Origin of the sequence: Thiohalorhabdus denitrificans (assembly GCF_001399755.1) — a bacterium.
GTDB classification, from domain to species: domain Bacteria; phylum Pseudomonadota; class Gammaproteobacteria; order Thiohalorhabdales; family Thiohalorhabdaceae; genus Thiohalorhabdus; species Thiohalorhabdus denitrificans.
Genome location: NZ_LJCP01000014.1, coordinates 127,857 through 154,006 on the forward strand (window position 1 = coordinate 127,857; position 26,150 = coordinate 154,006).

Sequence of the window (26,150 nt, forward strand, 5' to 3'; positions counted from 1 at the left end):
CAAGCCAGCGGAAAACCGCAACCTACCGAAGCGAACGCCAAGGAAGAGGGTTCCCATGCAGGAAGTGGTGGTGGCCACCGGCAACGCCGGGAAGCTGCGCGAGCTCAACGAGCTGCTGGAGCCCCTGGGCTGGCGGGTCCGCCCCCAGGGGGACTTCGGCGTGGAGGGTGCCGAGGAGACCGGCCTGACCTTCGTCGAGAACGCCATCCTCAAGGCCCGCCACGCCGCGCGGGCCACGGGCCTGCCCGCCCTGGCCGACGACTCGGGCCTGGCCGTGGCGGCCCTCGGCGGGGCCCCCGGCATCTACTCCAGCCGCTACGCCGGCGCCGACGCCACGGACGCCGACAACCTGGACAAGCTCCTGGATGCCCTGGCCGACACCCCCGAGGAGCGACGGGAGGCCTTCTTCCACTGCAGCCTGGTCCTGCTGCGCGGGGCCGAGGACCCCTGCCCCGTCATCGCCGAGGGCCGCTGGCCCGGTCGCATCGCCCAGGCACCCGCCGGCGCGGGCGGCTTCGGCTACGACCCCGTCTTTTTCGTCCCCGAGCGCGGCGTGACGGCGGCGGAGCTGGACCCGGCCGAGAAGTCGCGCCTGTCCCACCGCGGCCGCGCCATGCAGGCCCTGCGCCGGCGGCTGGAGGAGGAGGCCCGCGGTTGAGCCCGCCCCGGCCGGCCGATCTTCCCCTGGCGGTGTACGTGCATGTGCCCTTCTGCCTGAAGAAGTGCCCCTACTGCGATTTCAACAGCCACACCCGTGAGGGGACCCTGCCCGAGGCCGCCTATCTGGAGGCCGTCCGCGCCGAGCTGGCGCGGCGCGCCTCCTGGACCGGCGGACGCCGCGCCGCAAGCGTGTTCTTCGGCGGCGGCACGCCCTCTCTGTTCGGGGCCGACTTCTTCGCCGCCGTGCTGGAAGACCTGGACCGGGAGGTAGGCCTCGCCGCCGACTGCGAGGTGACCCTCGAGGCCAACCCCGGGGCGAGCGAGGCGGGGCGCTTCGCGGCTTATCGCGAGGCGGGGGTCAACCGCCTGAGTATCGGCGTGCAGTCCCTGGAGGACGATTCCCTGGCGCGGCTGGGCCGCGTCCATTCGGCGGCGGAGGCGCGGGGGGCGGTGGCCGCCGCCCGCGAGGCCGGCTTCGACAACCTCAACCTGGACCTCATGTTCGGGCTGCCGGGGCAGACGCCCGAAGGGGCGGTGGCCGACCTGGAGGGGCTGCTGGCCCTGGACCCGGAGCACGTGGCCCTCTACCAGCTCACCATCGAGCCCAACACCGTGTTCGCCGCCCGGCCACCCGCCCTGCCCGACGAGGACGTCGTGGCGGACACCGAGGCGGCGCTGCGGGAGCGCCTGGCGGAGGCCGGCTTCGGCCACTACGAGGTCTCCAACCATGCCCGGCCCGGCCGCGCCTGCCGCCACAACCGCAACTACTGGGAATTCGGCGACTACTTGGGCCTGGGCGCCGGGGCCCACGGCAAGCTCACCACCGCCGACGGCATCCGGCGCACCCGCAACTACGGCGGCCCCGACGCCTACCTGCGCGCCGCCGGGGAGGGGGATCCCGCCGCCGAGCACCGCGACCTGGAGGCGGCGGAGCTGCCCGGGGAGTTCGCCCTGAACGCTTTGCGCCTGACCGAAGGCGTACCCACCCGCCTCTTCGAGATGCGCACCGGCCTGCCCGTCGACCGTCTGGCCGGACCCCGGGCCGAGGCGGAGCGCCTGGGCCTGCTGGACCCGGACCCGGAGCGCCTGGCCCCCACGGCACGCGGGCGGGCCTTCCTCAACGACCTGGTGCAGCTCTTCCTCGACTGATTCCTTCGGGCGCCCGTCGGGGCATGGGGGAAGCGCGGATGCGGATCTTTGTGTACGGCACCCTGAAACCGGGCCACACCAACTGGGAGCGCGCCCTGCGCGGCCGGGTGGAGCATTGGCAGCCCGGCAAGATCCGGGGACGGCTCTTCGACCTGCCTCAGGGCTTCCCGGCCGCGGTTGCGGGGCCGGGCTGGGTCCACGGTGTCCTCCTCCACCTTCCCCCGGAGAGCCTGCCGACGATAGACGCCATCGAGGGCTACGCCCCCGACCGCCCCCGAACGGCGAATACCTACCAGCGCCTGGAGGTCCCCGCCTTCACCCCCGAGGGAGATTCCCTGGGCGAAGCGCAGGCCTACTTCATGGACGAGGAACGGGTCCGGAGGCTCGGCGGCACGGAGCTTTCCGGCGGGGAATGGCAAGCGCCGGCGAGCCCAGGCGGCCGCCCGGATGCCGGCACCTAGGCGCCTCCGCCCATCCGTCGGTAGTGCAGGTCGTAGACCTCGTGGCCGCGCAGCTCGCCGCGCGCCTCGAACTTGGTAGGGGGGCGGTCGGGGCAGCGGGGGGCGAAGGCGCCGGGACCGTGGACGTTGGTGAAGCGGGGATGCGCCTCCAGCGCCGCCACCATCCACTCGGCGTAGTCCGCCCAGTCGGTGGCCAGGAAGAGGTCCGCCTCCGGGGCCAGGCGCGCCGCCAGCAGGTCGAGGAAGGGAGCCTGGATCAGGCGCCGCTTCTTGTGGCGCTCCTTGGTCCAGGGGTCGGGGAAGAAGATGTAGCAGGCGGAGAGGCTATGCGCGGGCACCCGTTCGGCGAGGAAATCCACGCCGTCGGCCAAGGCCGCCCGGACGTTGTCCAGCCCGGACTCCTCCAGGCCCAGGAGCAGCTTGCCCACCCCCGGCGGATAGACGTCCAGGCCCACCCAGTTCCATTCGGGATGGGCCCGGGCCAACCCCAGAAGCGCCTCCCCGCCGCCGATGCCGATTTCCAGGGCCACGGGGGCCTCGCGGCCGAAGACGGCGGTCCAATCCAGTTCCGGTGGAGTATCGGGGATACCGTACCGGGGCAGCAGCTCGTCCAGGGCGCGCTGCTGGCCCCTGGTCAGGCGGCCCTTGCGCAGCACGTAGCTGCGGACGGGACGGGTCTGTCGGGAAGGGTCTTGGCTCATGGATCCTGGGAATCGAGGTTGCCGGAACAGGGCGCCCCACCCTATCAGACGCGGGGGCGCGAGGGGCCCGGATCTCCTTCCCGCAGGATGCCCCGCACCGCCGCCTCCAGATCGGGATGGGCCGGCGCCCAGCCCAGCTCGCGCCGGGCGCGTTCGTTGCGGCAACGGCGGGATTCCTCCAGGAAGGACAGACGCATGGCGGACAGCTCGCGGTAGGCCGCCTCCGGGGTCAGCGGCGCGGGCAGCTCGACGCCGAGCACGGCAGCCACGGCCTCCAGCAGGGCGCCCTGGGCACGCTCCACGCCGTCGCAGGCGTTGTAGGCCCTATTGGGGCGTCCGTGCCTGAGAGCCGCCTCGATCAGGACCACCAGGTCGTCCACGTGGATGGTGCTGGTGTAGCGGGGCTCGGGCCAGGCCACGCGCAGGGCCTCGCCGGCCCGCACCCGCTCCAGGGGCAGCCGGCCCGGGCCGTAGATGCCGGCGACCCGGAGCACCTGGACGCTGGTCCCGTGGCGGCGACCGAAGGCCCGGACCCGCTCCTCGGCGTCGTAACGGCGGCGGGCGCGGTCGGTGCCGGGGCGGCGGGGGGCGGTCTCGGGGGTGGCCGCCCCGCCCCGGTCCCCGTAGACCCCGGTGGTGCTCAGGTAGACGAGGCGCTCCGGCGGGGCCGCCGCGAGCCCCGCCAGAAGGCGGGCCATGCGGAGGTCCCGGGCCTCCCCTCGGCCCGGCGGAAAGGCGCAAACCACGGCCCGGGCCCCCGCCAGGCGCTCCAGGCCGGCGCCGTTGTCCAGGTCGAGATGGAAGGGCGCCACCCCGGCCGGCCAGTCGCGCCCGGGCTCGCGCCGGCCGGCGCGCACGGGATGGCCCGCCGCGGCCAGCCGCCCGGCCAGGCGGGCGCCCACGTAGCCGCAGCCGGCGATGGCCACCTCCGGCCGGCGCTTCCGGGGTCCCTGTGCATGCGATACCATTTCCGCCACTCTACTTCTCGACTCGTTGTTGGAAACCGGTTGACCCGGCCGCCCTTCCCCGCGGGGAAGGGGCGGCCCCGCATCCAAAAAGGCAAACGGCTCCCATGGCGTATACGGTCAAGCTGGAACCCAGTGGCAAGCAGTTCGAGGTCGCCCCGGGACAGACCATCCTGGACGCGGCCATGCATCACGGCATCAACCTCCCCTACGGCTGCCGCAACGGCGCCTGCGGGGACTGCAAGGGGAAGCTGGTCGCCGGGCAGGTGGACTACGGGCAGTACCAGCCCACCGCCATGAGCGAGGAGGAACGGGCCCAGGGTGCAGCCCTGTTCTGCCAGGCCCAGCCGCAGTCGGACCTGGTGATCGAGGCCTACGAGATCGACGACGCCAAGAAGACGGAGGTGCGCCGCCTCCCCTGCCGGGTCCATGACGCCCGCAAGCTCACCCACGACATCATGGAGGTCCGCCTCAAGCTGCCCTCGGCGGAGCGTCTTCAGTTCCTGGCGGGCCAGTACATCGAGGTGATCCTCAAGGACGGCCGGCGGCGGGCCTTCTCCATCGCCAACTCGCCCCTGCACGATGACTTCCTGACCCTGCACATCCGCTACGTGCCAAGCGGCGAGTTCACCGAGCACGTCTTTACCGGCCTCAAGCCCAAGGAGATCTGGAACTTCGAGGGCCCCCTGGGCAACTTCTACCTGCGCGACAGCGACCGGCCCGCCATTCTGGTGGCCGGGGGGACGGGGCTGGGCCCCATCAAGGCCATGCTGGAGACCGCCTTCGAGGAGGGCCTGGAGCGCGATTTCCACCTGTTCTTCGGCGTCCGCGCCCGACGCGACCTCTACCTCACCGAGACCCTGGACCAGTGGCAGGCCGAGCACCCCAACTTCCGCTGGACGCCGGCCCTTTCGGACCCCGGGGAGGAGGACGCCGACTGGAGCGGGGAGACCGGCTACATCCACGAGGTCATCCCGCGCTACTACGACGACCTGTCGGGCCACGAGGGCTACCTGGCCGGACCGCCGCCCATGGTGGAGGCGGCCAGCGAGGCCCTGCAGCAGCTGGGCCTGGACAAGGACCGCCTGTTCTCCGACGCCTTCACCTACTCGGTGGAATAGGGCCCCGAAAGGCAAGGGGCCTTGTGGGAGCGGCCAGGGGCCCCGACACTGGCTCCGAACCGGGGGATCGCGGCTGATAGCCGCTCCCACAATAGCGGGGCTAGGGCTGCGCGCTTCCGCCCTCCTTCTGCCCGTCGGCCTCCGGCGGCGCCAGCACCGGCACCCGGCCCTCCAGGGCGGTCAGGCTGCGCCGGCAGCAGGCCAGGGCCTGGTCGGGCTTCTGGCGTTCCTGGAAGAGGTGCGCCAGGCGCAGCAGGATCTCCGCCGGCAGGTTCTCCTGGGCGGCCACGTCCTCCAGGTAGCGGTCCGCCTTGCCCCACAGGCGGGCGGCGATGGCCAGCTGGGCGAGCACCGTGAGCAGGTGGGGGTCGCGCGAATGGTCGGGGAGCCAACGCTCCAGGCGCTGCAGCAGCTCCTGGGCCGACCCCGGGGCCTGCGGCAGCGCCAGGTAGAGGTCCACCAGCTCGCCGCGCCAGTGGCGCTTCAGGCCCTGTTCCAGGGCCCGCTCGGCTTCCTGCCCACGGTTCTCGCTCAACAGGTAGCGGATCCACGGGGCCATCAGCCGGGAGTCGGCCCGCTCGTCCCGCGAGGCCTCCTTCCAGAGCCGCTCCACGGTCCCGCCGTCCCCGGCGAGGCGGGCCTGTTCCATGCGCTGGGCGCGCGCCTCGCGCATCTGCTCCGCCGCCTCCGACTCGGACAGCACACCCGCCTTGCGGGCACGGGGCAGCAGACGCATCAGGGCGTCCCAGTCCTCCACCTGGCGGTAGAGGGTGAGCAGGCGGCGCAGGAGCTGGCGGTTGTCGGGGTCCTTCTTCTCCAGGTCCGATAGCAGGGCCAGGGCGTGCTCGGCCCGGCCCGCCTCCATCTCCATCTCGGCCCGCAGCAGGGTCGCCGCCGGGTCGTCGGCGAGCACCTCGTTCTGGGCCTTGCCCAGGTACTCCTCGGCGGCGGCCTCCTCGCCGGCCTGGTGGGCGGCCCGGGCGGCGCCGATGAAGAAGGCCGCCGGCCGGTCCGCGTAGCGGCCGCCGCGGGCCAGCAGCTTGCGGGCCCGCTCGGACTCGCCGCGCTCCAGGGCCAGGGTACCCTCCTCCAGGAGGGCCAGGCTGCGCCGCCGACGGCGCTGCAGCCGCGCCTCGCGGAAGCGGGAGGGGGCGTGCAAGGCGGTGCTCAGGAGCCCCCAGATCTCCCAGCCGAAGAAGAGGAACAGGGCGAGCGCCACCCCCGCCAGGGCGGCGGTGGTCTCCAGGGTATACTCCCCGACCTGGACAAGCACGTAGCCCGGCCCCTCCCCCACCAGGGTGACCACCGCCGCGGCCACGCCCAAGACGATCAGGATCTTGATCAGGGAGCGCATTATTCCTCCCGCTCCGCGCGGATCCGGCGGAAGGTGGCCAGCGGCTCTTCCAGGGAGGGGGCCTCCCGGGTTACCAGCCGGTCGCCCAGGGACTCCAGGGAGGCGAGCATGGCCTGCACGCCGTCGCTGTCGGGGTCGAAGAAGCGCCCGACCCACTCCCGGGATTCCTCGAGGGTCCGCCGGTAGAGCTCGACCTCCCCGCGAAGGGCGGCCAGACGGGCGGACTGCAGGTTCAACACCAGGTTGTGGCGCAGGAAGGTGGCCTCATCGGGGGGCAGCAGGGGCTCCATCTCCTTCCCGGAGCGCCGGAGCCGCACCAGGCCCTTGACGTCCTCCCAGAAGTCCTCCAGGCCCGCCCGGAACCGTCCCCACCAGCCCTGCGGGGCCTCCTCCTGCGCCTGGCCGCCCTCCTCCCCGGGCTCCATGGCCGGCGGCTCCACACCCTTCACCGGGAGGTTCATGGCGCTGTCGGCGAGGCTGGCCAGCTTGAAGGAGATGCCCGGAAGGTCGGGCTCGGGCACCTCCTCCAGCCGGGTCATGGCGGACTGGATGGCCCGCCGCACTTCCATCCATTCCGGGGCGTTCATGTCCCGAAGGGTGCGGTCGGCGCTGTCGAGGGCCGCGCGGGCGGCGTCCAGATCCCCCTCCAGCCGCGCGATGCGGTCGGCGTTCACGAGCAGGGTCTCCACACGCTCCAGGCGCCAGTAGGTGGGGCCCCCCTCCAGCCGGGCCCGGAGCTCCTGGTTGGCCCGTTGCACGGCCTCCACCTCCTGGCCGAGCTGCTCGGCGCGGTTGCGCAGCTCTTCCTGCCGCTCGGCGATGCGCCCCTGCTGCTGGCCGTGCTGCTCCACCGTGCTCCGCAGGTCGCGGGTGGCCTGATCCAGCTCCTCGGAGAGTTCCTGGCGCAGCTCCTCCTGCTGCTGCTCGCGGTTGGCCACGGTGGTCTCCAGGCCCTCGAGCCGCTGGTCAAGCTCGAGGTAGAGGTAGGCCCCGCCGCCGCCCACGCCCAGCGCGAGGAGCAGGGCGAGGACCGCCAGCACCAGACCGCCCCGGCCACCGCCCGCACGCTGCGTAGACGCGTCCCTGCCTTCGCCGCCAGAGCCGCCGGCCTGCTCCGCCGACCCTGTATCCCCGCCGGCCTCCGCCTCCCCGGCGTGCGGACCCTCGCCGCCCTCCGGGGCCTCGCTGGTGGGCTCCGTCCGGGAGGTGTCGTCGGGTCCCCGCTGCTCGTTGGTGTCTGCCATGGAATCCTCTCGGTTCGTCCCGTCGCTGGGGGCGCCGGCCCGCCACGGTCACGGGCGGGCTGAAAGCGAGGCGCCCGATCGGGGCCGCGGGGCGCGCCGGCTCAGGCCTCGCCGCGGAGCCACGCCGCGGCGTCCAAGGCGTGGTAGGTGAGGATGAGGTCGGCCCCCGCACGCTTGAACCCGGTCAGGGTCTCCAGCACCACGCCCCGCTCGTCGATCCAGCCCCGCTCGGCGGCCGCCTTGATCATGCTGTACTCCCCCGAGACATTGTATACGGCCACCGGCAGGTCCGTGGACTGGCGCAGGCGCAGGACCACGTCCATGAAGGCCAGCCCGGGCTTGACCATGACGATGTCGGCGCCCTCGGCCTCGTCCAGCTCCAGCTCCCGCACGGCCTCGCGGCCGTTGGCGGGGTCCATCTGGTAGCCCCGCCGGTCGCCGTGGGAGGGAGCGCTCTCGGCGGCGTCCCGGAAGGGCCCGTAGTAGGTGCTGGAGTACTTGGCCGTGTAGGCCATCACCGGCAGCTCGTAGTAGCCGCTCTCGTCCAGGGCGGAGCGGATGGCGTCCACCATGCCGTCCATCATCCCGGACGGAGCCACCATGTCCGCTCCCGCTTCAGCATAGCTGACCACCGCCTTGCGGAGGTTGTCGAGGGTCAAGTCGTTGTCCACCACCCCGTCCTGGCGCAGGACGCCGCAGTGGCCGTGGTCGGTGTACTCGCAGAAGCAGGCGTCCACGATCACGTAGAGGTCCGGCACAGCCTCCTTGAGGCGGCGTACGGCCTGCTGGATGATCCCCTCGGCGTGCCAGGCCTCGCTGCCCTCGGGGTCCTTGCCCTCGGGGATGCCGAACAGGATCACGCCGCCCAGGCCCGCGTCGCGCGCCTTGCGCCCCTCCTCCACCAGCTGGTCCAGGGGCAGCTGGAAGACGCCGGGCATGGAGGGCACCGCCTGGGGGACGCTGCCGCCTTCCTTGACGAACAGCGGCTGGATGAGGTCCTCGGGGCGCAGGTGGTTCTCCCGCACCATGGAACGGATGGCCTGGTTGCGCCTGAGGCGCCGGGGACGATAGCGCATGGGTCTCGGCCTCCTTACGGATCCGGGCGGGGGTTGCAGACGTGCTCTTCCAGGGCCCGCAGGAGCCCCTCGTCGCTGGCCTCGGGGGCGACGAGCGGCTCCGGGAAGCCGTGCTCGGTGACCGCCCGGGCCGTGACCGGGCTGATGACCACCAGCGGGACCGCCCGCAGGTGCTCCCGGGCCCCCTGGTCGAGCATCTCCAGAAGGTTGGTGAAGGTCTCGGGACTGGTGAAGACGGCCGCCGCCAGCCGGCCGTGCTGCAGCTCGGCCGCCAGCGGAGCGGGGTCTACGTCCGGCTGGCGGCGGGCGTAGACGGGCAGCCGCTCCACCCGCGCGCCACGCTCCTCCAGGGTGGTCGGCAGCAGTTCGCGGCCCTCCTCGCCGCGCACCACCAGGACCCGGGCCCCGGCGACCCGTTCGGGGGCCATCTCCGCCAGCTTCAGGAAGGATTCGGAGCGGAAATCCCCGGGGGTGAGCACCGGCGCGCCCACGTGCTCCTCGAGCACCGCGGCGGTCTTGCGGCCGATGGCCGCGTACCCGGGGCCCTGCGGCCAGGGCAGGCCGTCCTCGCGCAGGAGCCGGGCGAAGCCCTCCACGGCGTTGGCGCTGGCGAAGAACAGCCACCGGAAGGCCTCCAGGTCCGGGGCGAGGCGCCCCCAGGGGCCGCGATCGGGGGGCGGCACCACCGCGATGGTGGGGAAAGCCAGGGCCTCGCCGCCCCGCTCCTCGATGGCCGCCACCAGGGCGTGCGCCTGGTGCGCCGGCCGGGTCACCAGGATCCGGCACCCGGACCAGGGTGTTTCAGGCACGGCCCCGGGCCCGCTCCAGGATGGCGTCGGCGCCCTCGCCCAGAAGGCGGTCGGCCAGGTCGCGGCCCAGCCGCTCGGCCTCCGCGGCCGGCCCCTCCACGGCGTCCTCGATGAGGCGCGAGCCGTCGGGCTCGCCCACCAGCCCGCGCACCCGCAGGCGCTCACCGTCCAGCTCGGCGAAGCCGCCCATGGGCACCTCGCAGCCGCCCTGCATGCGGCGGTTCAGGGCCCACTCGGCGCGGGTGCGCACGGCCGTCTCGCCGTCCTCGATGGCGCGCAGCCGCTCCAGGGTGGCGTCATCGGCCTCGCGGCACTCGATACCGATGGTGCCCTGGCCCATGGCGGGTAGGCTGTCGGCGGGATCGAGCAGGGTGGTGATCCGGTCCGCCCAGCCCAGGCGGCGCAGGCCGGCGGCGGCCAGGACGATGGCGTCGTACTGCCCGTCCTCCAGCTTGCGCAGACGGGTGTCCACGTTGCCGCGGATCTCGGCCACCTCCAGCTCCGGGAAACGGGCCATGAGCTGGCATTTGCGGCGCAGGCTGGAGCTGCCGATGCGGGCCCCCGCCGGCATCTCGCTGGGATGGCTGTACTGCAGGGAGAGGAAGGCGTCGCGGGGATCCTCGCGCTTGCAGACCACCGGCAGGTGCAGGCCTTCGGGCAGCTCCACGGGCACGTCCTTCATGGAGTGCACGGCGATGTCGATGGTGCCGGCGAGCAGCCCCTCCTCGATCTCCTTCACGAAGGCGCCCTTGCCCCCCATTTCCAGCAGGGAGCGGTCCTGGACCCGGTCGCCGGTGGTGGTGATGGTCACCAGCTCCGCCTCCAGGCCGGGGTGGGCGGCCTCCAGCAGGCCCTTGACGTGGTTGGCCTGCCACAGGGCCAGCTTGCTGCCGCGCGTACCGATGCGAATCCGCTCCCCGCTCACTTGCTCTCCTAGGGCTGCCTACCCGGCCCCGGAGGGCGCCGGGAGGGGGTTTCCGGGCAATCCAATATCTTGGGCAAATCGGGGGGTAAAATCAAACCGGCTCCGGGAAACCCGGGGGCTCCGAAGCGGTCGTAAGGGGCGGGATTGCCCCGGGGCAGTGCCCTGATATAGGGTTACCGAATCTTCATTCGGACAAGGAAATCGGAATGACGCGCCTGATCCCCCTTCTCGGCCTTCTCCTCCTCGGCGGTCCGGCCTACGCGGGGGAGATCCCCGCCGCCCGGGACCTCGCCGCCACCGCCCAGGAGGCGGGCAGTCAGGATCGGCCCGTGCTGGTCTTCTTCTACCAGGACGAATGCCCCTACTGCGAGGCGGTGCGCGAGAACTACCTCGGGCCCATCATGAAGAACGATTCCTATACCAGCCGGATCGCCCTGCGCGAGGTGAACACCCGCGACCACAGCCGGCTCAAGGACTTCCACGGGGAGGAGACCAGCCATCGGGGCTTCGCCGAGCGGGAGGACGCGCCCCTCACCCCCACCGTGGCCTTCTACGGCCCTGAGGGACGCCAGCTCACCGACCCCCTTGTGGGCCTCAAGGGCGGCACCGAATACTACGGCCATTACCTTGACGAGGCCATCGACGAGGCCGAGCGGGCCCTGGCCGAGGAACGATAACCTCCAGAGGGGTTGCGCGGGCCGCTCGCGAAGCGGCCCGGAGGCCATTTGACGCCTTCTCCCCCCGCCCGTACGCTTGAACCTGTCGAGCCCCGGCCCGCCCCGCGGGCTCCGGGTCCCTCCAACCCCGCTGCCGCCGACGACGTCTCCTATGAGCCAGACGGCCCTGCGCCTTCTTACTTACAACATCCAGGTGGCCATCGGCTCCCGCCGATACCGGCACTACGTCAGCCACGGCTGGAAGTACGTCATGCCCCACGGCCAGAGCCTCCACAACCTGGACCGCATCGCCGAGGTGCTCGCCCCCTTCGACATCGTCGGCCTCCAGGAGGCGGACGGCGGCAGCTTCCGCACCGCCTTCGTGGATCAGGCCCGCTACCTGGCGGCGAGCGCCGCATTCGCCTCCTGCCAGAGCATGATCACCCGCGACTTCGGGCGCTTCGCCCAGCACACCAACTCGCTGCTCAGCCGGCTGCCCGTGCAGGCCGTCCATGAGCACCGCCTGCCCGGGGCCATGGACGGCCGCGGGGTGCTCGAGGCGCGCTTCAACCTGGACGGACGGCCCCTGTCGGTGTTCATCACCCACCTCGCCCTGCGCCAGCGCACCCGCATGCGGCAGGTGGCCTACGTGGCGGAGCTGGTGAACGCGGTAGGCCCCTCCGTGGTCATGGGCGACTTCAACGCCAAGCCCCGCTCCCGGGAGCTGCAACTGCTCTGCGAGGAGGCGGGTCTGCACATGTCCACCCGCCCGGCCCACGCCACCCTGCCCAGCTGGCGCCCGCGCGTGGCGGTGGACCACATCCTGGCCTCCCCGGAGATCGTTCTCGAGGAGTACGGCCCCCTCCCCGAGCTCCTCTCCGACCACCTCCCCGTCCAGGCCGTGGCCCGCTGGAAGGTGACGGCGGACCCCGAGGCCGCGCCCGACACCCCGGACGAATCCGAAGAGCCCCTTTCCGCCGCCCCGCCCCAATCCGCCTAGCGACCCATGCACGGAGCGCCGCTCTCTTTTAAAATGGGGGGCTTGCCCCTATATAGGGATGGCGTATCCGTTCAACCCCCGGGAAAAGCGAGGTAGCACCGTGACGGCGGAACATCCTCAGCAGGAAACCCGCACCTTCGAGACCGAGGTGCAGCAGCTGCTGCATCTGATGGTCCACGCCTTGTATTCCCACCGGGAGATCTTCCTGCGGGAGCTGATCTCCAACGCCTCGGACGCCATCGACAAGCTCCGTTTCGAGGGCCTCAAGAACGAGGAGCTGTTCGAGGGGCAGAAGGAAGGACGGATCCGTCTGGTTCCGGACAGTGAGGCCGGCACCCTGACGATCATCGACAACGGCATCGGCATGGACCGGGACGAGGTGGTGGAGAACCTCGGCACCATCGCCCATTCCGGCTCGCGGGCCTTCGTCGATCGGCTCACCGGCGACGAGGATCAGGACGTGGAGCTCATCGGCCAGTTCGGCGTGGGCTTCTACTCGGCCTTCATGGTGGCCGACCGCGTGGAGGTCACCACCCGCCGCGCCGGGGTGGACACGTCCCTGGGCGTGCGCTGGGAGTCCGACGGCACCGGCAGCTACACCGTGGAGACCATCGAGCGCGCCGAGCTGGGCACCGCCATCACCCTCCACCTCAAGGACGACGCCCGGGAGTTCCTGGAGGAGGCCGAGCTGCGCCGGGTGGTGAAGACCTACTCCGACCACATCCCCTATCCGGTGGTGCTGGAGGGGGGCGAGGGCGAGGAGACCCTCAACGAGGCCTCGGCCCTGTGGGCGCGGCCCCGCAATGAGATCTCCGAGGAGGAGTACCGCAACTTCTACGCCCATGTGGCCCACGGCGACACCGACCCGCTCACCTGGCTGCACTTCCACGCCGAGGGCACCACCGAGTACACCGCCCTGCTCTACCTTCCGTCGCAGCCTCCGCTGGACCTGTGGCAGCCGGAGGCCCGCCACGGGGTGCGCCTCTACGTGCGCCGGGTGTTCATCACCGACCAGGCCCGCGATCTGCTGCCCACCTATCTGCGCTTCCTGCGCGGCGTGGTGGACGCCCCGGACCTGCCCCTGAACGTCTCCCGCGAGATGCTGCAGTCGGACCAGCAGGTGGCCCGCATCCGCAAGGGCGTGGTCAAGCGCGTGCTCAAGCGCCTCGCCGACATGGCGGAAAACGAGCCGGACCGCTATCGCAAGTTCTGGGACAACTTCGGCGCGGTGCTCAAGGAAGGCATCCCCGAGGACTCCGCCAACCAGGACGAGCTGGCCGGCCTGCTGCGCTTCCATACCTCCAAGCGTCCCGACGAGTGGGTGAGCCTGGCCGACTACAAGGCCGCCATGCGCGACGAGCAGAAGGCCATCTACTACCTCACCGGCGACGACCTGGAAACCCTCAAGAACAGCCCGCAGCTGGAAGTGTTCAAGAAGAAGGGGGTGGAGGTGCTGCTGCTCACCGATCCGGTGGACGAGTGGGTGGTCATGCACCTGAGCGAATACGACGGCACCCCGCTCACCAGCGTCGCCCACGGCGACCTGGACCTCGGCGAGCTGGAGAGCGAGGAGGAGAAACAGGTAGAGGAGGCCACCGAGGCCGACTACGGCAGCCTGGTGGGCACCCTCAAGGACCGTCTCGGCGAGGCCGTCTCGGACGTGCGCCTCTCCCACCGCCTCACCGACAGCCCGAGCTGCATCGTGGCCGGCGAGAACGCCCTGGGCGAGCACATGGAGCGCCTGCTCAAGGCCGCCAACCAGCCGGTGCCGGAAAGCCAGCCGATCCTGGAGGTCAACCCGGATCACCCCCTGGTGCAGACCATGAAGGAGATCCACGGCACTGACCCGGCTGACAAGCGCCTCGGCGAGTGGGGCTGGCTCCTGCTGGACCAGGCGCGGCTCGCCCAGGGGGCGCCGCTGCCGGACCCGGCCGCCACCGCCCGGCGTCTCTCGGAGGTCATGAACGACCTGGCGGGGTCCGGACCGAGCCGGATCATTACCTGACGGCCGCCGGACTGGGGCCCCTGTAGGAGCGGCGGCCGCCGCCGCGATGTGCGGCCTTCCGCCACACAGGCGGAAGGCCGCACCCCTTCGTAGCCGTGAGTGCCTGGACTAGGGTGGTCGCGGCGGGGGCCGCTGCTCCTACGGGCCATCCCTGCGCCGAGCAAGATCGATATTTTTCTGGATAGATTCCAACTTTTACGGATCCTCAGGAGCACGCCCATGCCCAGCCTGGACAGCTTCGGTACCCGCGACACCCTGTCGGTGAACGGGACCGAATATGCCTACTTCAACCTCAACCGCCTGGACGCGGACGTCTCCCGCATGCCGGTGAGCCTGCGGGTGCTGCTGGAGAACCTGCTGCGCAACGAGGACGGCGAGCGCGTGCGGGCGAACGAGGTGGAGCCGCTGGCGAACTGGACCCCGGAGACCGCCGGGCGCAGCGAGGTGGGCTTCTCCCCCGCCCGGGTGCTGCTCCAGGACTTTACCGGCGTGCCCGCGGTGGTGGACCTGGCGGCCATGCGCGACGCCATGGGCGAGCTGGGCGGCGATCCCGGCCGCATCAACCCCCTCGTGCCGGCCGAGCTGGTGGTGGACCACTCGGTGCAGGTGGACCAGTTCGGCACGGAGGGCGCCTGGGAGGCCAACACGGAAAAGGAGTACGAGCGCAACCGCGAGCGCTACACCTTCCTGCGCTGGGGGCAGAACGCCCTGGACAACTTCCAGGTGGTGCCCGCCGAGTCCGGCATCGTCCACCAGGTAAACCTGGAGCACCTGGCCCGGGTGGTGTTCGCCGACGAGGAGAACGGCCAGAAACTGGCCTACCCCGACACCCTGGTGGGCACCGACTCCCACACCACCATGATCAACGGGCTGGGCGTCCTCGGCTGGGGCGTGGGCGGCATCGAGGCGGAGGCGGCCATGCTCGGCCAGCCGGTGTCCATGCTCATCCCCGAGGTGGTGGGGGTGCGCCTCACCGGCAAGCTGCCGGAGGGCGCCACCGCCACCGACCTGGTGCTGACCATCACCGAGACCCTGCGCGCCCACGGGGTGGTGGGCAAGTTCGTGGAGTTCTACGGCCCCGCCATCGGCGAGCTGCCCCTGGCGGACCGCGCCACCATCGCCAACATGGCCCCCGAGTACGGCGCCACCGTGGGCTTCTTCCCGGTGGACGGGACCACCCTGGACTACATGCGCGCCAGCGGCCGCTCCGAGGAGCAGATCGCCCGCACCGAGGCCTACATGAAGGCCCAGGGCCTGTTCTGGACCCCCGAGGCGCCCGAGCCCACCTTCAACGCCACCGTGGAGGTGGACCTGTCCTCGGTGGTACCGAGCCTGGCCGGCCCCAAGCGGCCCCAGGACCGCATCGCCCTGTCCGAGGCCCGGAAGGGCTTCCGCACCGCCCTCACCGAGACCTTCGGCAAGGAGCCGGGAGCCACGGCCACCGCCGACCTGGATTCGGGCGCGGCGGAGCTGGGGCACGGCTCGGTGGTGATCGCCGCCATCACCTCCTGCACCAACACCTCCAACCCCTCGGTGATGCTGGCCGCCGGGCTCGTCGCCAAGAAGGCGGTGGAGCGGGGCCTGTCCACCAAGCCCTGGGTGAAGACCAGCCTGGCCCCGGGCTCGCGGGTGGTTACCGACTACCTGCAGGCCGCCGGGCTGCTGTCCTACCTGGAGGAGCTGCACTTCAACCTGGTGGGCTACGGCTGCACCACCTGCATCGGCAACAGCGGCCCGCTGCCCGAGGCGGTGGAGTCGGCCATCGACGCGGGCGAGCTAGTGGCCGCGTCGGTGCTGTCCGGCAACCGCAACTTCGAGGGCCGCATCCACGGCAAGGTGAAGGCCAACTACCTGGCCAGCCCGCCGCTGGTGGTGGCCTACGCCCTGGCCGGCACCATGGACTTCGATCCCTACAGCGATCCGCTTGGCACGGACGCCGAGGGCAAGCCGGTCTACCTCAAGGACCTGTGGCCGTCGCTGTCCGAGGTGGAGGCCCTGCTGCGCGAGTCCCTGGACCCCGAGGCCTACCGGCGCGCCTACGCCCACATCTTCGAGGGCGACGAGCACTGGAAAGAGCTGGATGCCCCCACCGGCGACCGCTTCGAATGGAGCGACGCCTCCACCTACATCCAGAACCCGCCCTTCTTCGCCGACCTGAAGAAGGAGGTGGGCGAGCCCACCGACATTTACGGCGCCCGCTGCCTGGCCAACCTGGGCGACTCGGTGACCACCGACCACATCTCCCCGGCCGGGGCCATCGACCCCGCCAGCCCCGCCGGCCAGTACCTCATGGAGCACGGGGTGGCCCCCGAGGACTTCAACTCCTACGGGGCCCGGCGCGGCAACCACGAGGTGATGATGCGCGGCACCTTCGCCAACGTGCGCCTGCGCAACAAGCTGGCCCAGGGCCGCGAGGGCGGCTGGACCACCCACGTCCCCAGTGGCGAGCTGCTGCCCATCTACGACACCGCCATGCGCTACCGGGCGGAGGGCACCCCGCTGATCGTCATGGCCGGCCGCGAGTACGGCACCGGCAGCTCCCGCGACTGGGCGGCCAAGGGCCCCGCCCTGCTGGGCGTGCAGGCGGTGATCGCCGAGAGCTTCGAGCGCATCCACCGCTCAAACCTGATCGGCATGGGCATTCTGCCGCTGGAGTTCCAGCACGGCGACAACGCCGACGAGCTGGAGCTCACCGGGGAGGAGACCTTCGACATCGTGGGCATGTACGACATCGAGGATCCGGAGGAGGACCTCATCGTCTTCGTCCACTGTCCCGACGGCACGGAGAAGCGCTTTATGGTGCAGCCGCGCCTGGACACGCCCAACGAGCTGGCCTACTTCAAGCACGGCGGCATCCTGCCCTACGTGCTGCGCTCCATGGCCGGCTGAGGCGGCCCCCCAGGACGCGCAAAGGCCCCGGGTGCTTCCCGGGGCCTTTTTTTGGCCATCCCCTCGGTGCCGGACTCTGCCCTTTTGCCTCTATCCGCCTCCCGGGCGTATAGGCCGGGGCTCAGGACTCGGCCAAGCGCGACCAGTCCGTGATCAGGCAGGTGGTGACGGCCCGGCCGATGCCCTCGAGCACCGCGTCGGTGTTCCCGGAAAGGGCACGGGTGAGCAGGACCAGGGTCATGGTCCGGTCCTTCACCTCCAAAGGCCGGAACAGCAGCTTGCGGTCCTGCCCCAGGCTCACGGCCACGTATTCCGGATCCTTCTCCGTGTCCTCGGGGTCGGCCTCGGTGAATCCGGCGAAGGGCACGGCCTCCCCCGGTTCCCGGGCGGCTTGCTTGCGCTCCGGGGGGAAGGCGTCTTTCAGCCGGTGCAACAGCTGGATAGAATCCGGAGCCAGGGCGGTGATGCGGTCCGGGTGCTCGAAGCCCCGGTTGGCCACGGCCCAGCCGTCGGGGCCCACCACCATGGCGGCGAGGAACCTGCGGCTGCGCAGGGTCTCCTCCAGCACCCACTCGACCCGGCTCTGGGGGCCCGCCGTGCCCGGGGGCCCGTACGATGGACTGTAATCGGCTTCCTGGGAGCTCATCCCGGTCTCCTCTGGCACGAACGCCAAGTACGGCGTTCCCGGCACAAGGGTATGCGATGCAACTACAAATTGCCAAGGCCGCCGGCTATCTGGCCATGCCTCCGGGGCTCCTGATCCTGGGCGGGATCGCCGCCCTGCTCCTGGCCCGCCGCGCGCCGCGGCTGGGCGGCTGGCTGGGCGCGGCGGTGCTCGCCCTCGCCTACTTCCTGAGCATCCGCCCCGGCGCGGAGCTGCTCCTCACCCCGCTGGAGACCCGCTACGAGGCCCTGGAACGGATCCCGCCCACGGCGGAGGCCATCGTGGTCCTGGGCGGGGGACAGATCCCGGACAGCCCCGAGTACGGCGGCGCCGTGGCCGGGGACGCCACCCTGCAGCGCACCCGCTACGCCGCCCAACTGGCCCGTGGCAACGGGCTGCCGGTGTTCACCACCGGCGGGCTGCCGTTGGGCCGCGGGGCCCCGACGGGGCGGCTCATGGCCGACATCCTGGTCCACGACTACGGGTTCCCGCCGGGCCGCATTCAGGCGGAGACCGGCTCCCGCAACACCCGGGAGCACGTCACCAACCTCAAGGCGCTCCTGGACGGCCGGGAGCGGGTGGTGCTGGTGACCACGGCCTGGCACATGCCCCGCTCCATGGCTACCTTCGCCGCCGGCGACCTCGACCCGGTGGCGGCCCCCACGGACTTCCACGAGGGCTTCGGGGAGCCCTACCACTGGCTGGACTTCCTGCCCACCGCGGGCTTCCTGGAGATGAGCGGCAACGCCGCCCACGAGTACCTGGGCCTCCTTTACTACCGGGTCCGCGGCTGGGTGTAGGAGCACGGGACAGAGCTTCGGCGACCCCTCCCAGGAGGCAGCCGCGCTGGAGCACCCGCAAGGGGGGACGGACCGGTGGGCGCGACCGTCCGTGGCGGGTACAATTACTCTTTTCGGCCCGGCGGGGAGGGGGCGCCCCGGCCCCGGAGCTGCCCAGGAGGAGCGTGTAATGACGGAAGATGCCCAGACCCTTCGGCGCCTGTCCGGAACGGCCGAGCTCCGCCATGAGGGGGAGCGCACTCCCCTGGACACGCTGGAGGGCTCGGAGGCGGAGCGCGGGGTGGATATTACCCGGGTCCGCGCCCAGACGGGCCTGGTCACCTTCGACCCCGCGCTGGCCAACACCGCCGCAACGGACAGCGCCATCACCTACCTGGACGGCGAGCGGGGCATCCTGCGCTACCGCGGGTACTCCATCGAGGACCTGGCGGAGCGCGCCTCCTTCGTGGAGACCGCCTACCTGCTGATCAACGGGGAGCTGCCCACTCCGGAAGAGTACGACGCCTTCTCCTGGGCCCTCTCGGAGCATTCCCTGCTCCACGAGGACATGAAGCGCTTCTACGACGGCTACCCCATGACGGCGCATCCCATGGCCATCCTGTCTGCCATGGTCAACTCGCTGTCCACCTTCTATCCCGAGGCCCAGGACGCGCTGAACCCCGAGGAGCGCGAGCGCACCATCGTGCGGCTGCTGTCCAAGCTGCGCACCATCGCCGCCTTCGCCTACAAGAAGCTCCACGGGCAGCCCTTCATCTACCCGCAGAACCACCTCTCCTACTGCGGGAACCTGCTGCACATGATGTTCGCCCTGCCCACCGAGGAGTACGAGGTGGACGACGAGCTGGTGCAGGTGCTGAACCAGCTCCTGATCCTGCACGCCGACCACGAGCAGAACTGCTCCACCCACACGGTGCGCACGGTGGGCAGCGCCCAGACCAACCTGTTCGCCTCCATCTCCGCCGGCATCAACGCCCTGTGGGGGGTGCGCCACGGCGGCGCCAACCAGGCGGTGGTGGAGATGCTGGAACAGATCCACGCCGACGGCGGCGACGTCCAAAAGTACATCAACCTGGCCAAGGACAAGCATTCGTCCTTCCGCCTGATGGGCTTCGGTCATCGGGTCTACAAGAACTACGACCCCCGTGCCCGCATCATCAAGGACGCCGCCTACCGGGTCTTCGACAAGCTCGGCATCCACGACCCCCTGCTGGAGATCGCGCTCAAGCTGGAGGAGGCGGCGCTGTCGGACAGCTACTTCACCGAGCGCAAGCTGTACCCCAACGTGGATTTCTACAGCGGGCTCATCTACCGAGCCATGGGCATCCCCACCAACTTCTTCACGGTGATGTTCGCGCTCGGCCGCCTGCCCGGCTGGATCGCGCACTGGAAGGAGCAGATCGAGGATCCCTCCATGCGCATCACCCGCCCGCGGCAGCTCTACACCGGCCCGGAGGGCCGTACCTTCCGCCCGCTCGCCGAGCGCGGCTGACCCCACGGGACCGCCTTGGAGGCGCTCGCCCTGTTCCAGCGGTTGGGGCTGGCCCTGGCCCTGGGCCTGCTGATCGGGCTGGAGCGGGGCTGGCAGATGCGCGAGCGGGCCGAGGGGGGCCGGCTGGCGGGCCTCCGCACCTTCGGCCTCACCGGGCTCATGGGCGGGGTGTGGGCGGTGCTGGCCGAGGATTTCGGCGCCCCGGCCCTGGGGCTGGGCTTCCTGGCCCTGGCGGCGGTGGTGATCCTCGCCCACCTGCAGATGGTCCGGGCCGGCGACGAGCCGGACTACGGCATCACCTCCGTGGTGGCCCTGCTCCTCACCTTCGCCTTCGGCGCCCTGGCCGTCACCGGCTACATGGCGGTGGCCGCCGCCGGCGCGGTAATAACCGCCCTCCTGCTGGGCCTTAAGCCCGTGCTCCACGGCTGGCTGCGCCGTCTCACCGAGCCGGAGCTTTTCGCCGCCCTCAAGCTCCTGCTCATTTCCGTGGTGATCCTGCCCGTGCTGCCCAACCAGGGAATGGGGCCCTGGGGCGCCCTCAACCCCTACACCCTTTGGTGGATGGTGGTCCTGATCGCGGGCATCTCCTTCGTGGGCTACTTCGCCATCAAGCTCATCGGCCCGCACCGCGGGGTGCCCCTCACCGGTCTGGCCGGGGGGCTGGCCTCCTCCACCGCCACCACCCTCAGCTTCTCCCGCATGGGCCGGCGCGAGCCGGGCCTGCGCCGGCTCCTGGCGGCCGGGGTGGCCGTCTCCGCGGCCACCATGTTCCCCCGCATCGTCCTGGAGGCCGCGGTGGTGAACCCCTCGGTGGTCACCGTGCTGGGGCCGGTGATGGCCACCATGACGGCCCTGGGCTTCGCCGCCGCCGGATTCCTATGGTGGCAGTCCGGGGAGGGCGACGCCCCCGGGGACATGGCCCTCAAGAATCCCTTCGAGATCGGCCCCGCCCTGCAGTTCGGGGTCCTGCTGGCGGCCATCATGCTGCTGGCGGAGGGGGCCCGGGTATGGCTGGGGGACGCCGGGGTCTACCTGTTGGCGGCGGTGTCGGGGCTGACGGACGTGGACGCCATCACCCTGTCCCTGAGCCGCATGGCCCGGGGCGACCTGGAGACGGAGGTGGCTGCGCACGCCATCATCCTGGCCGCGGCGGTAAACACGCTGGTGAAGGGGGGACTGGTGGTGGCCATCGCCGGCCGGGGCATGGGGGGCCCGGTGGCGGCGGCCTTCGGAGTGGTACTGGCGGGGGGCCTGGCGACCGTGGTCGCCCTGTGACCCCTTGGTTCGTGGAGGATCCAGGGGCCCGCTTTCCCGGCGGCCGCTGATCGGGGCCGGGACCGGCCGACCGCTTCCAGGCGGGCGGGCCCTGCCGGGGCGGCGGCCCGCTCCCGCAACCACCGGCCTCAGGACGCCCCGGAATCCCCCTCGCTGTGGACGGAGGAGGGAGAGGCGTTCGATCCGGCCCTCCCTTCCGGGGCCGCCCCTTCCTCTTCGCCCCGGTCCTCGGGCTCCAGGCCCAGGATCGCGTCGATCTCCTCGGCCTCCAGGGTCTCGCGCTCCAGGAGGGCCTCCGCCAGGGCGTCGAGACGCTCGCGATTGCGGGTAAGGATGTCCTCGGCACGCCCTTCCTGGGCGGCGATCAGGTCGTGCACCTCCTGGTCGATGAGCTGGGCGGTGTGCTCGCTGTAGTCCTTGGGCTGGGCCATCTCCCGGCCCAGGAAGACGTGCTCCTCGCCCTCGCGGAAGGCCACCGGCCCCACCTTCTCGCTCATGCCCCACTGGGTGACCATCTGCCGCGCCAGCCGGGTGGTCTGCTTGAGGTCGTCGTGGGCGCCGGTGGAGAAGTCGTTGAAGCGCACCTTCTCCGCCACCCGGCCCCCGAGCATGACGGCGAGGCGCGCCCGCAGGTAGCCCAGGGTGTAGTTGTAGCGGTCCTCCTCGGGCACCTGCTCCGTGGCGCCGAGGGCCTGGCCGCGCGGGATGATGGTCACCTTCTTGAGCGGGTCGGTCTCCTTGAGCAGGCGCGCCACCAGGGTGTGGCCGGACTCGTGGTAGGCGATGCGCCGCTTCTCCTCCTCCTGCAGCAGGTCCTCGCGCTCGCTTCCGAACAGGATCTTGTCGCGGGCCTGGTCGAAGTCCTCGCGGTCCACCGCCTCCTTGCGGGCGCGGGCGGCGAACAGGGCCGCCTCGTTGACGAGGTTTTCCAGGTCCGCCCCGGAGAAGCCCACCGTGCGGGCGGCGATGGTGCCGAGGTCCACGTCGTCGGCCAGCGGGACGTCGCGGGCGTGGACCTTGAGAATGGCCTCCCGCGCCTGCTTGGGGGGCCGCTCCAGGGTCACCTTGCGGTCGAAGCGGCCCGGCCGCAGCAGGGCGGAGTCCAGGACGTCGGGCCGGTTGGTGGCGGCCATGACCACGATGGACTCGTCGGACTCGAAGCCGTCCATCTCCGCCAGGATCTGGTTGAGGGTCTGCTCGCGCTCGTCGTGGCCGCCACCCAGGCCCGCGCCGCGCTGCCGGCCCACGGCGTCGATCTCGTCGATGAAGATGATCGCCGGGGCCTCCTTCTTGGCGTCGTTGAACATGTCGCGGACCCGGGAGGCGCCCACGCCCACGAACATCTCCACGAACTGCGAGCCGGAGATGGAGAAGAAGGGCACCTCCGCCTCGCCCGCCACCGCCTTGGCCATGAGGGTCTTTCCGGTCCCGGGCGGGCCCATCAGCAGCACGCCGTGGGGGATCTCGGCACCGAGCTTGCGGAACCGCTCCGGCTCCCGGAGGTAGTCCACCAGCTCCTGCAGGTCGCGCTTGGCGTTCTCGGAGCCGGCCACGTCCTCGAAGGTGATGCTACTGGCGCTCTTCTCGTAGCGCTTGGCCTGGGACTTGGTGAACCCGCTGATCTGCTGCCCCATGCCGCCGAGCTGGTTCTGCATGCGGCGGCCGGCGAACCAGATCAGGCCGATGATCACCAGCAGCGGCAACAGCCCGATGAGCAAAGGGCCGAGCAGGGAATCCTGCTGCGGCACGGCGGTCACCGCGACGCCGTTCTCCTCCAGGAGGTCCATGAGGCGGGGGTCCTCGAAGGGGGGCTTGGCGGTGGTGAACCGGGACGGGGCCCCGTCCCCCCGGGCCTGCTCGGTAACCGGCCGGGCGTCCGGGCTGTAGCGGCCGTCGATTTGCTGGCCGCGCACGGTGACCTCGGCCACCGTCCCGGCACGCACCTCCGCCTTGAACTGGGTGTAGGAGAGCTCCAACCGGCTGCCGCCCTGGCCGCCCAGCCAGAGGAAATAGCCGAACAGCAGGCCGAGCACCAGGAACCAGATCCAGTACCGCCATTGCTCCCGCGGCGGCACGGGACCCTCGGGGGTTCCTTCCGGGGAGCCACCTTCCTGGTTGGTCTGCGCCATGGTTGTGCTCTTGCCTTTCGGTCCAGGGCGTCGGGGCTGGCCCGGAATCAGGGGGAGGCGCCCAGATGATCCCGGAACCACTGGGAGGCCAGCTCGGCCACCCGCTCCAGTTTACCTTCCTCCTCGAACAGATGGGTCGCCCCCGGGACGATTTCAAGGTGGCTCCCCTCGGGCAGCCGGGCCTGCGCCTCCCGGTTGAGGTCGATGACCACCTGGTCCAGGCCCCCCACGATCAGGAGCACCGGGGCTCCCACCCGGTCCAGGGCCTCTCCGGCGAGATCCGGACGGCCGCCCCGGGAGACCACGGTGGCGATCTCGTCCCCCAGCTCCACGGCCCCCCGCAGGGCGGCGGCCGCGCCGGTGCTGGAGCCAAACAGGCCCACCGGCAGGTCCCGGATCCCGTTCTTGCCCCGCATCCAGCGGACCACCATCACCAGGCGCTGGGTGAGCAGGGGGATATCGAAGCGGTTGGCGTAGACCTGGTCCTCGCCGGCCGTCAACAGGTCGAACAGGAAGGTGGCCAACCCCGCCTCCCGGAGGACCCGGGCCACGTAGTTGTTGCGGGGCGACAGGCGGCTGCTCCCGCTGCCGTGGACGAAGATCACCAGGCCGCGCGCCCCCTCGGGCACCACCAGCTCGCCGTCCAGGCTGGTGCCGTTCAGCGGAATCTCCACAAGCTCCCCGGCCATGACCTACCCCCTGCTGACCGCGCGGGGCGTGGTCACCAGCTCCCGCAGACGCTCGGCGTCCAGGGCGGCGTACCCCGCCTCGTCGTTGTCGAAAAACACGTACCCCTCCAGGCCCCGTACCTGCCACTCGTGGAGCCGTCCGGCCCACTGCCGCAGGGCCTCGTCGTCGTAGGTGCCCGCGTAGGCGCCTGCCGGGCCGTGCAGCCGCACGTAGACGAAATCGGCGGTCACCTGGAGGGGACACTCCGTGCCGCTGAGGTCGTAGATGCAGAAGCCGGCGTTGTGCTCGCGCAGGAGGGTGTACACCCGCTCGTCGAACCAGCTGGGATCCCGGAATTCGAAGGCGTACCGCGGGCCCCTCGGCAGGGCCTCCAGGAAGGCCTGCAGGCGGTCCAGGTTGAGGCCCCATTTGGGGGGAAGCTGGAACAGCACGGGGCCGAGGCGGTCCCCCAGGAGCCCCGCGCGCTCCCAGAAGCGCTCCAGGCTGGGGCCGGGGTCCTTGAGCTTCTTCATGTGGGTGATGTAGCGGCTGGCCTTCACCGCGAACAGGAAATCCGCGGGGACCGCGTCCCGCCAGCGGGCCACCGTCTCGGCCTTGGGAAGGCCGTAGAAGAAACTGTTGATCTCGGTGGCGTTGAACCGCTCGGCGTAATACTCCAGGAAGGCGTTCTTGGGCAGATCCTGGGGGTAAAAGGGCCCCCGCCAGTGGTCGTACTGCCAGCCCGAGGTGCCGATGCGGATACGCGGTTCCGGGTGTTCGCTCATGGCTTCTCCCCAGGCGGTCCTCTCCGGTCATCCATGCATGACCCGAGCCAGCGGGCCCACCCCCTGCAAGCGGGGGAATCCGCCCCACCCGGCTGCGGCCCCATAAAGAATTTAGACACTGCCCGCACGGGGGCGGTTTTCCCGGCCACCCGCCGGTCCCGGCGCGCTCCCCACTTCCCCAAGCGGGATACCGCAACTGCCGTCCTGGTGGGATTTCCGGATTGAAAAACCCCAAAAGACGGCGTTATAAGGAAGGCAAGGATTGGCCGCAATCGCCCAAAGGAGGCATGGCCATGGCAAGGGACCTACAGCTGTACGCCGACCTGGAGGTGGCCGACATCGACGACCCGGAGGTCCAGGAGGCCCTCCGCGAGCTGGATCAACGCCTCGACCGCTCCCAGGGGCTCGGAGAGATCGTAACCGAGGGCCGGCGCATCCATCTTGGCGTGGGCTACCTGGACAACAACCCCACCTACACCATCTGGCTGTTCCAGGTGGTAAGCCTCCTGGTCAAGCACACCCGCGAGCCCAGCGTGGAATGCCAGATCTGCGATTCCACCGGGGACTGGTGGAGCGAGCGGGTCTACCCCGCCGCCTAGCTCCCTTCTTCCGGACCCCCGGGCAGGTCCTTCCCGGGGGTCAAGTAGCGCATGGCCTCCTCGTCGGATACCTGGCCGAACTCCGCGTAGAACTGGCCCACGGCCATGAACCATTCGGGGGTCTCCACCGCCACCACCTCGTCCGCCTCGCCCTCCAGGCGGCGGACGCTTTCGGGCGGCGCCACGGGCACCGCGAGCACCACCCGCGCCGCCCCCCGGCTGTAGGCCTGACGGATGCAGGCCACGGTGGTGGCCCCGGTGGCCACGCCGTCGTCCACGATCAGCACGGTCCGGCCCTTCAGGTCCGGGTCGGGGCGGCCACCCCGGTAGCGGTCGAACTTCTCCCGGGCGTTGGCGGCCTCCCTCCGGCGCGCCTCCTCCAGGTACGCCTCGTCCACCCCCAGCTGCCGGATCAACGACTCGTTGCGCCAGACGCTGCCGTCGCTCGCCACCGCACCGACGGCCAGCTCGGGGTTACCCGGCGCGCCCATCTTGCGCGCCACCACGATGTCCAGCGGCAGGCCCAGGGCGTCCGCCACCGCCCGCCCCACCGGCAGGCCACCCCGGGGCACGGCCAGAACGATATCGCCGCGGATGCCCCGCTCCTGAAGGAGCGCGGCCAGCCGCTCGCCTGCCTTCTTCCGGTCCTGGAACACGGGTGCCTCCTCCGCCGCGATGCGGACCCTTCCAACCTTTCTACCATCGGTGGACGGGCGGGAAAATCG

Annotated in this window: 24 protein-coding genes; 12 read left to right on the top strand and 12 right to left on the bottom strand. The window is 71.1% G+C overall.

All coding sequences use genetic code 11. From position 1 onward, the window contains the following. The first annotated feature begins 55 nt into the window (after window positions 1-55). Genes rdgB through AN478_RS12385 form a run of 3 tightly spaced genes read left to right on the top strand, consistent with a single transcriptional unit; the run spans window position 56 to window position 2,270 of the window. Complete coding sequence (gene rdgB / locus AN478_RS12375; protein ID WP_054966933.1) at window positions 56-658, top strand: RdgB/HAM1 family non-canonical purine NTP pyrophosphatase; 603 nt, start codon at window positions 56-58, stop codon at window positions 656-658. Then, complete coding sequence (gene hemW, locus AN478_RS12380) at window positions 655-1,809, top strand: radical SAM family heme chaperone HemW (protein ID WP_054966934.1); 1,155 nt, start codon at window positions 655-657, stop codon at window positions 1,807-1,809. The genes rdgB and hemW overlap by 4 nt, the downstream gene beginning before the upstream one ends. A 38-nt stretch (window positions 1,810-1,847) precedes the next feature. Continuing rightward, a complete protein-coding gene (locus tag AN478_RS12385) occupies window positions 1,848-2,270 on the top strand; it encodes a gamma-glutamylcyclotransferase family protein (protein WP_054966935.1) in 423 nt (140 codons plus the stop codon). Here the strand turns inward: AN478_RS12385 and trmB are convergent. Both trmB and AN478_RS12395 read right to left on the bottom strand, forming a co-directional pair. Continuing rightward, window positions 2,267-2,971 (bottom strand): tRNA (guanosine(46)-N7)-methyltransferase TrmB, encoded by a 705-nt coding sequence (gene trmB, locus AN478_RS12390; RefSeq protein WP_054966936.1) that lies wholly within the window; start codon window positions 2,969-2,971, stop codon window positions 2,267-2,269. The genes AN478_RS12385 and trmB overlap by 4 nt on opposite strands. Window positions 2,972-3,015: 44 nt before the next feature. Then, window positions 3,016-3,939 carry an NAD-dependent epimerase/dehydratase family protein gene (locus tag AN478_RS12395; RefSeq protein WP_074471185.1) on the bottom strand — a complete coding sequence of 308 codons (924 nt, stop codon included), beginning with the start codon at window positions 3,937-3,939 and terminating at the stop codon, window positions 3,016-3,018. A gap of 104 nt (window positions 3,940-4,043) precedes the next feature. On the opposite strand from AN478_RS12395, the gene AN478_RS12400 reads away from it, so the two are divergent. Further along, on the top strand, window positions 4,044-5,057 hold the full coding sequence (locus tag AN478_RS12400; RefSeq protein ID WP_054966938.1) for a CDP-6-deoxy-delta-3,4-glucoseen reductase: 1,014 nt from the start codon (window positions 4,044-4,046) through the stop codon (window positions 5,055-5,057). Window positions 5,058-5,157: 100 nt separating this feature from the next. Here AN478_RS12400 and AN478_RS12405 read toward each other — a convergent pair whose 3' ends face one another. From AN478_RS12405 to hemC, 5 genes are all read right to left on the bottom strand, one after another. Beyond that, window positions 5,158-6,411 (bottom strand): heme biosynthesis HemY N-terminal domain-containing protein, encoded by a 1,254-nt coding sequence (locus AN478_RS12405; RefSeq protein ID WP_054966939.1) that lies wholly within the window; start codon window positions 6,409-6,411, stop codon window positions 5,158-5,160. After that, complete coding sequence (locus AN478_RS12410) at window positions 6,411-7,655, bottom strand: uroporphyrinogen-III C-methyltransferase (protein ID WP_054966940.1); 1,245 nt, start codon at window positions 7,653-7,655, stop codon at window positions 6,411-6,413. Before AN478_RS12410 ends, AN478_RS12405 begins: the two co-directional genes overlap by 1 nt. Window positions 7,656-7,756: 101 nt before the next feature. Next, the gene (gene hemB, locus AN478_RS12415) at window positions 7,757-8,731 is read right to left on the bottom strand and encodes a porphobilinogen synthase (RefSeq protein ID WP_054966941.1); all 975 of its coding nucleotides are present in this window, start codon (window positions 8,729-8,731) and stop codon (window positions 7,757-7,759) included. Window positions 8,732-8,745: 14 nt separating this feature from the next. Then, the gene (locus AN478_RS12420; RefSeq protein ID WP_074471184.1) at window positions 8,746-9,540 is read right to left on the bottom strand and encodes a uroporphyrinogen-III synthase; all 795 of its coding nucleotides are present in this window, start codon (window positions 9,538-9,540) and stop codon (window positions 8,746-8,748) included. Further along, window positions 9,533-10,465 (bottom strand): hydroxymethylbilane synthase, encoded by a 933-nt coding sequence (gene hemC / locus AN478_RS12425; protein WP_054966943.1) that lies wholly within the window; start codon window positions 10,463-10,465, stop codon window positions 9,533-9,535. The genes AN478_RS12420 and hemC overlap by 8 nt, the downstream gene beginning before the upstream one ends. A 206-nt stretch (window positions 10,466-10,671) precedes the next feature. Here hemC and AN478_RS12430 point away from each other — a divergent pair, with 206 nt between their 5' ends. From AN478_RS12430 to acnA, 4 genes are all read left to right on the top strand, one after another. After that, window positions 10,672-11,142 (top strand): thioredoxin family protein, encoded by a 471-nt coding sequence (locus tag AN478_RS12430; protein WP_054966944.1) that lies wholly within the window; start codon window positions 10,672-10,674, stop codon window positions 11,140-11,142. A 151-nt stretch (window positions 11,143-11,293) separates the two neighbouring features. Then, the gene (locus AN478_RS12435; protein ID WP_074471183.1) at window positions 11,294-12,121 is read left to right on the top strand and encodes an endonuclease/exonuclease/phosphatase family protein; all 828 of its coding nucleotides are present in this window, start codon (window positions 11,294-11,296) and stop codon (window positions 12,119-12,121) included. Window positions 12,122-12,221: 100 nt separating this feature from the next. Then, entirely contained in the window at window positions 12,222-14,126 is a 1,905-nt protein-coding gene (gene htpG, locus AN478_RS12440) for a molecular chaperone HtpG (protein WP_399354568.1), read from the top strand. A 219-nt stretch (window positions 14,127-14,345) separates the two neighbouring features. Beyond that, on the top strand, window positions 14,346-17,015 hold the full coding sequence (acnA, locus tag AN478_RS12445; protein ID WP_054966945.1) for an aconitate hydratase AcnA: 2,670 nt from the start codon (window positions 14,346-14,348) through the stop codon (window positions 17,013-17,015). Between the two features lie 121 nt (window positions 17,016-17,136). On the opposite strand, the gene AN478_RS12450 is transcribed toward acnA, so the two are convergent. Beyond that, window positions 17,137-17,661 (bottom strand): hypothetical protein, encoded by a 525-nt coding sequence (locus AN478_RS12450; RefSeq protein ID WP_054966946.1) that lies wholly within the window; start codon window positions 17,659-17,661, stop codon window positions 17,137-17,139. Between the two features lie 56 nt (window positions 17,662-17,717). On the opposite strand from AN478_RS12450, the gene AN478_RS12455 reads away from it, so the two are divergent. The 3 genes from AN478_RS12455 (at window position 17,718) to AN478_RS12465 (ending at window position 21,243) form a co-directional block, all read left to right on the top strand. After that, window positions 17,718-18,479, top strand: coding sequence for a YdcF family protein (locus tag AN478_RS12455; protein ID WP_054966947.1), 762 nt, complete (start codon window positions 17,718-17,720; stop codon window positions 18,477-18,479). Window positions 18,480-18,648: 169 nt separating this feature from the next. Further along, window positions 18,649-19,968, top strand: a complete 1,320-nt coding sequence (locus AN478_RS12460; protein ID WP_082433085.1) for a citrate synthase — start codon at window positions 18,649-18,651, stop codon at window positions 19,966-19,968. A 15-nt stretch (window positions 19,969-19,983) separates the two neighbouring features. Further along, window positions 19,984-21,243 (top strand): MgtC/SapB family protein, encoded by a 1,260-nt coding sequence (locus AN478_RS12465; protein ID WP_054966948.1) that lies wholly within the window; start codon window positions 19,984-19,986, stop codon window positions 21,241-21,243. 128 nt (window positions 21,244-21,371) lie between these two features. On the opposite strand, the gene ftsH is transcribed toward AN478_RS12465, so the two are convergent. From ftsH to AN478_RS12480, 3 genes are read right to left on the bottom strand one after another with little or no spacing between them, the layout of a single operon-like run. After that, window positions 21,372-23,372, bottom strand: coding sequence for an ATP-dependent zinc metalloprotease FtsH (ftsH, locus tag AN478_RS12470; RefSeq protein WP_074471180.1), 2,001 nt, complete (start codon window positions 23,370-23,372; stop codon window positions 21,372-21,374). 47 nt (window positions 23,373-23,419) lie between these two features. Further along, window positions 23,420-24,061 (bottom strand): dienelactone hydrolase family protein, encoded by a 642-nt coding sequence (locus tag AN478_RS12475; protein WP_054966949.1) that lies wholly within the window; start codon window positions 24,059-24,061, stop codon window positions 23,420-23,422. Between the two features lie 3 nt (window positions 24,062-24,064). Next, complete coding sequence (locus tag AN478_RS12480; protein ID WP_054966950.1) at window positions 24,065-24,826, bottom strand: DUF72 domain-containing protein; 762 nt, start codon at window positions 24,824-24,826, stop codon at window positions 24,065-24,067. 293 nt (window positions 24,827-25,119) lie between these two features. On the opposite strand from AN478_RS12480, the gene AN478_RS12485 reads away from it, so the two are divergent. After that, on the top strand, window positions 25,120-25,425 hold the full coding sequence (locus AN478_RS12485; protein ID WP_143004026.1) for a hypothetical protein: 306 nt from the start codon (window positions 25,120-25,122) through the stop codon (window positions 25,423-25,425). Here the strand turns inward: AN478_RS12485 and AN478_RS12490 are convergent. After that, a complete protein-coding gene (locus AN478_RS12490) occupies window positions 25,422-26,081 on the bottom strand; it encodes a phosphoribosyltransferase (protein ID WP_054966952.1) in 660 nt (219 codons plus the stop codon). The genes AN478_RS12485 and AN478_RS12490 overlap by 4 nt on opposite strands. Window positions 26,082-26,150 lie beyond the last annotated feature (69 nt).

Coding starts and splice junctions, on each gene's coding strand:
- rdgB (WP_054966933.1), top strand. CDS start 56: ATGCAGGAAGTGGTGGTGGCCACCGGCAACGCCGGGAAGCTGCGCGAG.
- AN478_RS12385 (WP_054966935.1), top strand. CDS start 1,848: ATGCGGATCTTTGTGTACGGCACCCTGAAACCGGGCCACACCAACTGG.
- trmB (WP_054966936.1), bottom strand. CDS start 2,971: ATGAGCCAAGACCCTTCCCGACAGACCCGTCCCGTCCGCAGCTACGTG.
- AN478_RS12395 (WP_074471185.1), bottom strand. CDS start 3,939: ATGGTATCGCATGCACAGGGACCCCGGAAGCGCCGGCCGGAGGTGGCC.
- AN478_RS12400 (WP_054966938.1), top strand. CDS start 4,044: ATGGCGTATACGGTCAAGCTGGAACCCAGTGGCAAGCAGTTCGAGGTC.
- AN478_RS12405 (WP_054966939.1), bottom strand. CDS start 6,411: ATGCGCTCCCTGATCAAGATCCTGATCGTCTTGGGCGTGGCCGCGGCG.
- AN478_RS12410 (WP_054966940.1), bottom strand. CDS start 7,655: ATGGCAGACACCAACGAGCAGCGGGGACCCGACGACACCTCCCGGACG.
- hemB (WP_054966941.1), bottom strand. CDS start 8,731: ATGCGCTATCGTCCCCGGCGCCTCAGGCGCAACCAGGCCATCCGTTCC.
- AN478_RS12430 (WP_054966944.1), top strand. CDS start 10,672: ATGACGCGCCTGATCCCCCTTCTCGGCCTTCTCCTCCTCGGCGGTCCG.
- AN478_RS12435 (WP_074471183.1), top strand. CDS start 11,294: ATGAGCCAGACGGCCCTGCGCCTTCTTACTTACAACATCCAGGTGGCC.
- acnA (WP_054966945.1), top strand. CDS start 14,346: ATGCCCAGCCTGGACAGCTTCGGTACCCGCGACACCCTGTCGGTGAAC.
- AN478_RS12450 (WP_054966946.1), bottom strand. CDS start 17,661: ATGAGCTCCCAGGAAGCCGATTACAGTCCATCGTACGGGCCCCCGGGC.
- AN478_RS12455 (WP_054966947.1), top strand. CDS start 17,718: ATGCAACTACAAATTGCCAAGGCCGCCGGCTATCTGGCCATGCCTCCG.
- AN478_RS12460 (WP_082433085.1), top strand. CDS start 18,649: ATGACGGAAGATGCCCAGACCCTTCGGCGCCTGTCCGGAACGGCCGAG.
- ftsH (WP_074471180.1), bottom strand. CDS start 23,372: ATGGCGCAGACCAACCAGGAAGGTGGCTCCCCGGAAGGAACCCCCGAG.
- AN478_RS12475 (WP_054966949.1), bottom strand. CDS start 24,061: ATGGCCGGGGAGCTTGTGGAGATTCCGCTGAACGGCACCAGCCTGGAC.
- AN478_RS12480 (WP_054966950.1), bottom strand. CDS start 24,826: ATGAGCGAACACCCGGAACCGCGTATCCGCATCGGCACCTCGGGCTGG.
- AN478_RS12485 (WP_143004026.1), top strand. CDS start 25,120: ATGGCAAGGGACCTACAGCTGTACGCCGACCTGGAGGTGGCCGACATC.